Annotated in this window: 7 protein-coding genes; 5 read left to right on the plus strand and 2 right to left on the minus strand. The window is 67.8% G+C overall.

Annotated elements, in window-relative coordinates; genetic code table 11:
• Window positions 1-705, plus strand: a 705-nt coding sequence (locus AC1D12_RS24240) for an alpha/beta fold hydrolase (RefSeq protein WP_477843370.1), incomplete at its 5' end; no start/stop codon positions are given.
• Here the strand turns inward: AC1D12_RS24240 and AC1D12_RS24245 are convergent.
• Window positions 678-1,388 carry a TetR/AcrR family transcriptional regulator gene (locus AC1D12_RS24245; RefSeq protein ID WP_477843372.1) on the minus strand — a complete coding sequence of 237 codons (711 nt, stop codon included), beginning with the start codon at window positions 1,386-1,388 and terminating at the stop codon, window positions 678-680. The two genes, AC1D12_RS24240 and AC1D12_RS24245, sit on opposite strands and share 28 nt — an antisense overlap.
• A 120-nt stretch (window positions 1,389-1,508) precedes the next feature.
• Here AC1D12_RS24245 and AC1D12_RS24250 point away from each other — a divergent pair, with 120 nt between their 5' ends.
• From AC1D12_RS24250 to AC1D12_RS24265, 4 genes are all read left to right on the plus strand, one after another.
• The gene (locus AC1D12_RS24250) at window positions 1,509-2,318 is read left to right on the plus strand and encodes an oxidoreductase (protein ID WP_477827274.1); all 810 of its coding nucleotides are present in this window, start codon (window positions 1,509-1,511) and stop codon (window positions 2,316-2,318) included.
• Window positions 2,319-2,323: 5 nt separating this feature from the next.
• Entirely contained in the window at window positions 2,324-3,325 is a 1,002-nt protein-coding gene (locus AC1D12_RS24255) for an NADP-dependent oxidoreductase (protein ID WP_477843374.1), read from the plus strand.
• Between the two features lie 96 nt (window positions 3,326-3,421).
• On the plus strand, window positions 3,422-3,877 hold the full coding sequence (locus AC1D12_RS24260; RefSeq protein WP_477827271.1) for a VOC family protein: 456 nt from the start codon (window positions 3,422-3,424) through the stop codon (window positions 3,875-3,877).
• The gene (locus AC1D12_RS24265; protein WP_477827272.1) at window positions 3,874-4,593 is read left to right on the plus strand and encodes a TetR/AcrR family transcriptional regulator; all 720 of its coding nucleotides are present in this window, start codon (window positions 3,874-3,876) and stop codon (window positions 4,591-4,593) included. Before AC1D12_RS24260 ends, AC1D12_RS24265 begins: the two co-directional genes overlap by 4 nt.
• Here the strand turns inward: AC1D12_RS24265 and AC1D12_RS24270 are convergent.
• A complete protein-coding gene (locus AC1D12_RS24270) occupies window positions 4,569-4,958 on the minus strand; it encodes a high-potential iron-sulfur protein (protein ID WP_477827273.1) in 390 nt (129 codons plus the stop codon). The two genes, AC1D12_RS24265 and AC1D12_RS24270, sit on opposite strands and share 25 nt — an antisense overlap.
• Between the last annotated feature and the right edge of the window lie 146 nt (window positions 4,959-5,104).

Below are 5,104 nucleotides of genomic sequence, written 5' to 3' on the forward strand. Positions count from 1 at the left end.
AACGCACAGTCTCCCCAGGTCAGGAACGTCGTGCTGGTGCATGGCGCCTTCGCAGATGGCTCGGGCTGGCGTGGCGTCTACAACGAACTGACCAAGCGCGGCYATCAGGTCACCATCGTCCAGAATCCGCTGACCTCGCTGGCCGACGATGTGGCCGCAACCAAGCGCGCGTTGGCACTCCAGAACGGTCCGACGATCCTCGTCGGCCACTCCTGGGGCGGCACCGTGATCACCGAGGCCGGTGTCGACCCGAAGGTCGTCGGCCTCGTCTACGTGTCGGCGCTGTCGCCCGACGCCGGTGAGACGACGAGCGAGCAGTACACCGGGTTCTCGGCCCCCGATTTCGTCATCGACGTCCAGGCCGACGGGTACGGCTTCGTCAACCGTGACAAGTTCAAGATCGGGTTCGCTGGCGATGCCACCGATGCGGACGTCGCGTTCCTGCGGGACTCGCAGGTGCCGATCAACATGTCGGTGTTCGGCACCAAGCTCACGCAGGCTGCGTGGCGGACCCGGCCGAGCTGGGCTGTCATCGCGACCGACGACAAGGCCTTCGACGTGCGGATGCTGCACAAGATGGCCAAGCGGATCGATGCCACCGTGACCGAGGTGAAAGCCAGCCACGCGGTCTTCATGACGCAGCCGAAGGCGGTCGCTGCCGTGATCGAGCGAGCCGCTCAGGACGCGGCGCGCAAGTCTCGCTGAGACCCGCCGCCCGCCAGCTGCTCGCTCGGCAGGCTGCGCAACAGCATCAGCAGGGCCGCTTCCAGATCCTGCTGGAAGCGATAGCGCAAGGCCGCCAGCTCGGGCAGCTCGATCACTTCGGCCGCGACCTGGGCCGGGTGGCTGAGCGGCCAGAGCCCGATGAGCAGCGGCAGGGCCAGGTGGATGCAACGCTCGAAGCTGGCTGCCGCGATCGACGGCACACAGGCGTGAAAGTCGAGCGCGGTCTCCTTGCGCACGGCCAGCAGGCCATGCTTGAACTCGACCATGCGCCCGGCGGAAATGTTGTGCTCGAGGATCGACGGGAAGATGCTGGTGAGCCGGCACAGCAGCGGGCGCGCCGCCACGGTGGCCGCGAACGCCCGCGCGATGTGCTCGACGGTTCCTGCGCGCTTGCGGTCCCGCCCCAGCGCTTTGCGCAGTTCGGCACGCCACACGACGAACTCCTCGACCAGCACATCCAGCAAGACGGCTTCGCTGCTCTCGAAGTACCGGTAGACGTTCGACTTGGTCATCCCGGCGCGCCGCGCCAGTTCGTTGATGCCCAGGTCATGCACGTCCGGCATGTCCAGCAGCAGCGCCTTCGCGGTGTCGAGCAGGTGGCGGCGGCGCTCCTCCTTCTGTTCGGGGGAGCGCGCGCGCAGGTACGGGGAGGGAGGGCTCATCGAGATCGTCGCTGGCAGGGATTTGCACGGGAAGGGGCTTGCGCAAGAGACCGATGGTCTGCTACATTGGAGACCATCAGTCTTCTAACGCTCGCAGCATAGCAAGGAAACACCATGGACATGAATGGCAGGACGGCGCTCGTGACGGGTGCTTCCTCGGGCATTGGCAAGGCCACCGCCGAGCGGCTGTCGACGGCGGGTTTCAAGGTCTACGGCACCAGCCGGCGCGGCGCCCACGCAGACCCGCAGTCCTTCGAGATGCTGTCGCTGGACGTGACCAGCGACGAATCCGTCGAGGCCGCCGTGGCGCAGGTGCTGCGCAGGGAGGGCCGCATCGACGTGCTCGTGAACAACGCGGGGTTCAGCACGGCCCCGGCCGGCGCGGAAGAGAGTTCGATGGCGCAGGCCCGGTCGATCTTCGAGACGAACTTCTTCGGGATTGCCCGGATGACCCGCGCCGTCGTGCCTCACATGCGGCGCCAACGCAGCGGTCGCATCGTCAACATCGGCTCCATCTTCGGCTTCCTGCCGGCGCCCTACATGGCGCTCTATGCCGCCACCAAGCACGCGGTCGAAGGCTATTCGGAATCGCTCGACCATGAGCTTCGCACGATGGGCGTGCGGGTCTCGGTGGTCGAGCCCGCGAATACCAGGACGCAGTTCGAGGCGAACCTGCTCGAACCCGACGCCAAGCTCGACGAGTACCGCGACGTTCGCGCGGCCGTCGGCAAGCGGCTGACCGAGCTGATCGACGAGGCAGACGAGCCGGCGGTGGTGGCCGAGACCGTGCTGAAAGCGTCGATCGCGGCCCACCCGAAGCTGCGCTACACGGCCGGCGGCCGCGCCGGCTTCCTGCAGTTGCTTCGCACCTTCGCACCGGCCGGCATGGTGGACGCCGGCATTCGCAAGAACCTGCGTCTCGCGGCGTGAGAACCATGAAAGCATTCGTTCTCCATCGATACGGCAAGAAGGGCGCATTGGAACTGGCAGAGGTGCCGATTCCGGAGCTGCGCGACGACGAGGTCCTGGTCCAGGTCCATGCCGCCGGCGTGAACCTGCTGGACTCCAAGATCAGGGACGGCGAGTTCAAGCTCATCCTGCCGTATCGCCTGCCGCTCATCCTCGGCCACGACGTGGCCGGGGTGGTCGTCAGGATCGGCCCGCGCGTGCGGCAGTTCAAGGTCGGTGATGAGGTCTGTGCGCGGCCGGACGACTTCCGGATCGGCAGCTTCGCTGAATTCGTGCCCGTCAAGGAAGCTTCGCTGGCGCTCAAGCCGCGAGGGCTCACGATGGAAGAAGCTGCTTCCATCCCGCTGGTGGCCTTGACGGCGTGGCAGGCCCTGGTCGTGAAGGCCGGCTTGAAGAAGGGGCAGAAGGTCTTCATCCAGGCCGGCTCCGGCGGCGTCGGCACCGTGGCCATTCAACTGGCCAGGCATCTCGGCGCCACCGTGGCCACGACGACGAGCTCGGCCAATGTGGATCTCGTGAAACGCCTGGGCGCCGACATCGTCATCGACTACCGGAACCAGGACTTCGAGGATGTCCTGYGCGACTGCGACGTGGTGCTGAACAGCCAGGACGGCAAGACGCTCGCAAAGTCCCTCCGCGTGCTCAAGGCCGGCGGGAAGCTCGTCTCCATCTCCGGGCCGCCCGATCCCGATTTCGGCACGGAGATCGGGGCACCCTGGTTCGTGAAGCTGGCCATGCGGCTGCTGAGCTCGGGCGTGCGGCGACAGGCGAAGCGCCGTGGGGTCGGCTACTCGTTCCTCTTCATGAGAGCGAACGGGAGCCAGTTGCGCGAGATCACGCGGCTCTTCGATGCCGGCGTCATCCAGCCGGTGGTGGACCGGGTCTTCCCGTTCGAATCGACCAACGAGGCGATGGCGTATGTCGAAGCGGGCCGCGCGAAGGGCAAGGTCGTCGTCAAGCTCCGGTGAGCGCGACATCCTGGGTTCCGTTGCGGGCATCTGTGTTATCGTTGATATCAATGAATTGATACCACTGATATCGGGCCTCACGCCCAGGAGATCCAGATGCCGCTGCCTTTCGTCGCTCCTGCCGCGAAGACCGCGAGTCCCTTCACGTCGTTCCGACCGGACCACGTGGGCATCCGCGTCGACGACATCGATGCGGCCATCGCCTGGTACACGAGCACCCTCGACTTTCGCGTGATGCACTCGATGGCGCTTGGCGAGCGCAGGTTCGTCTACCTGGCGCCTGCGGTTCACGACGACTTCTGGATCGAGTTGCTCGGAGGGCAGGAGTCCTTGCCGCGTCCGTCGCGGGGCGATGTCAGGGTGGCCGGCTGGGATCACGTCTGCCTGCGAGTCGACAACGCCGACGACACCGTCGAAGCGCTGCGCCGCCGTGGCGTGAACATCGTGCGGGACCCCTTCGACGTTCCGCCCATCAGTCACCGCATCGCCTTCTTCACCGACCCGTGGGGGAACCTGTTCGAGTTGTTCCAGCGCATTGGGGCGGTCGCGTGAAGGATGAATCCCGCACACGCATCGTTGCCGCCGCCATTCAACTGCTGGCCGAGGGCGGCGGCGACGCCGTGACCACGCGTGCCGTTGCCGCGGCGGCAGACGTGCAGGCGCCGGCGATCTACCGGCTCTTCGGCGACAAGGAGGGCCTGCTCGACGCCGTTGCGGAACAGGCGCTGGCCGACTTCGTCGCCAGGAAGCGAGCCGACAAGTCCGGCGTGGACCCCGTCGAGTCGCTCCGCAAGGGCTTCATGGGCTACACGTCATTCGGGCTGGAGAACCCCGAGGTCTTCGTGCTGATCTACGGCCGGCCCGGTCGCACGTCGAAGGCCGCGGTGGCGGGGCTGGCGGTGCTGCGCGACAGGATTCATGCGATCGCCCTGGCCGGCCGGCTGACGGTGAGTGAAGAGCGCGCGGTCGACCTCTGCCACGCGATGGCAAAGGGCACGGTGCTCGAGATGCTCGGCAGGGCCCCCGAGGCGCGTCGCGGCATGGCCGAGGCGGCCCGCGACGCGGTCCTGGGCGCCATCCTGAAGGACGCCCCGGTGAAAGACTCCGGCGTGGCTGCGGCGGTCTCGACGCTGCGTGCGCACCTGGCCGACCTGCCGGGACTCACCGCGGGCGAGAAGCAGCTCATGCACGAGTGGCTCGTGCGGGTCGCCGACCCGGCGCCCCGACAGGCGCCCACGGCAGGTCACGGTGCCGCGCGCCGCACGTAGGCGTCGCACCAGCCCTTGGCCGCCACCAGCTTGCGCGGGAACAGGGTGCACTCCGACCAGGCCTGGGCCGGCACGCGGTACAGCGCGCAGTTGTCGCAGGTGCTGCCGGCGGTGAACTTCGGATAGACCCGGCGGTCGACGCGCGCCGCGTCCTCGACGTAGCCCACCGCCTTCGCGTGGGGATCGCGCTCGTCCAGGTGCGGGAAGGTCGACGGGTCCGGTGGCGGCACCGGCTTCGGCTTGGCGTGCGCCGCCGGGAACCACAGCGCGGCGCCCACCGGCACCAGCCGGATGAAGCGACGCCGCGTGCAGGCGGGTGTGCCGCCGCGCGCGGCTTCGAGGTGGGTCTGGGTGGGCAGCGCCATGCGGTCTCCAGCGCAAGGGTCATCGAGCGGATCCATTGTTCGGTGCACTGCGGCGCCGCGATTTGACCCACGTCAATCGCGGGCCGCGGCACGCAGCTCGAGGTAGCCGCCCGCGCGGAACACCGTCAGCCGCGTGCCCGCCACCG

This window comes from Rhizobacter sp. P1_G5 (assembly GCF_056405435.1).

Excerpts from the sequence above, each read along its gene's own strand:
- AC1D12_RS24250 (WP_477827274.1), top strand. The coding sequence starts at position 1,509 with ATGAATGGCAGGACGGCGCTCGTGACGGGTGCTTCCTCGGGCATTGGC.
- AC1D12_RS24270 (WP_477827273.1), bottom strand. The coding sequence starts at position 4,958 with ATGGCGCTGCCCACCCAGACCCACCTCGAAGCCGCGCGCGGCGGCACA.
- AC1D12_RS24245 (WP_477843372.1), bottom strand. The coding sequence starts at position 1,388 with ATGAGCCCTCCCTCCCCGTACCTGCGCGCGCGCTCCCCCGAACAGAAG.
- AC1D12_RS24260 (WP_477827271.1), top strand. The coding sequence starts at position 3,422 with ATGCCGCTGCCTTTCGTCGCTCCTGCCGCGAAGACCGCGAGTCCCTTC.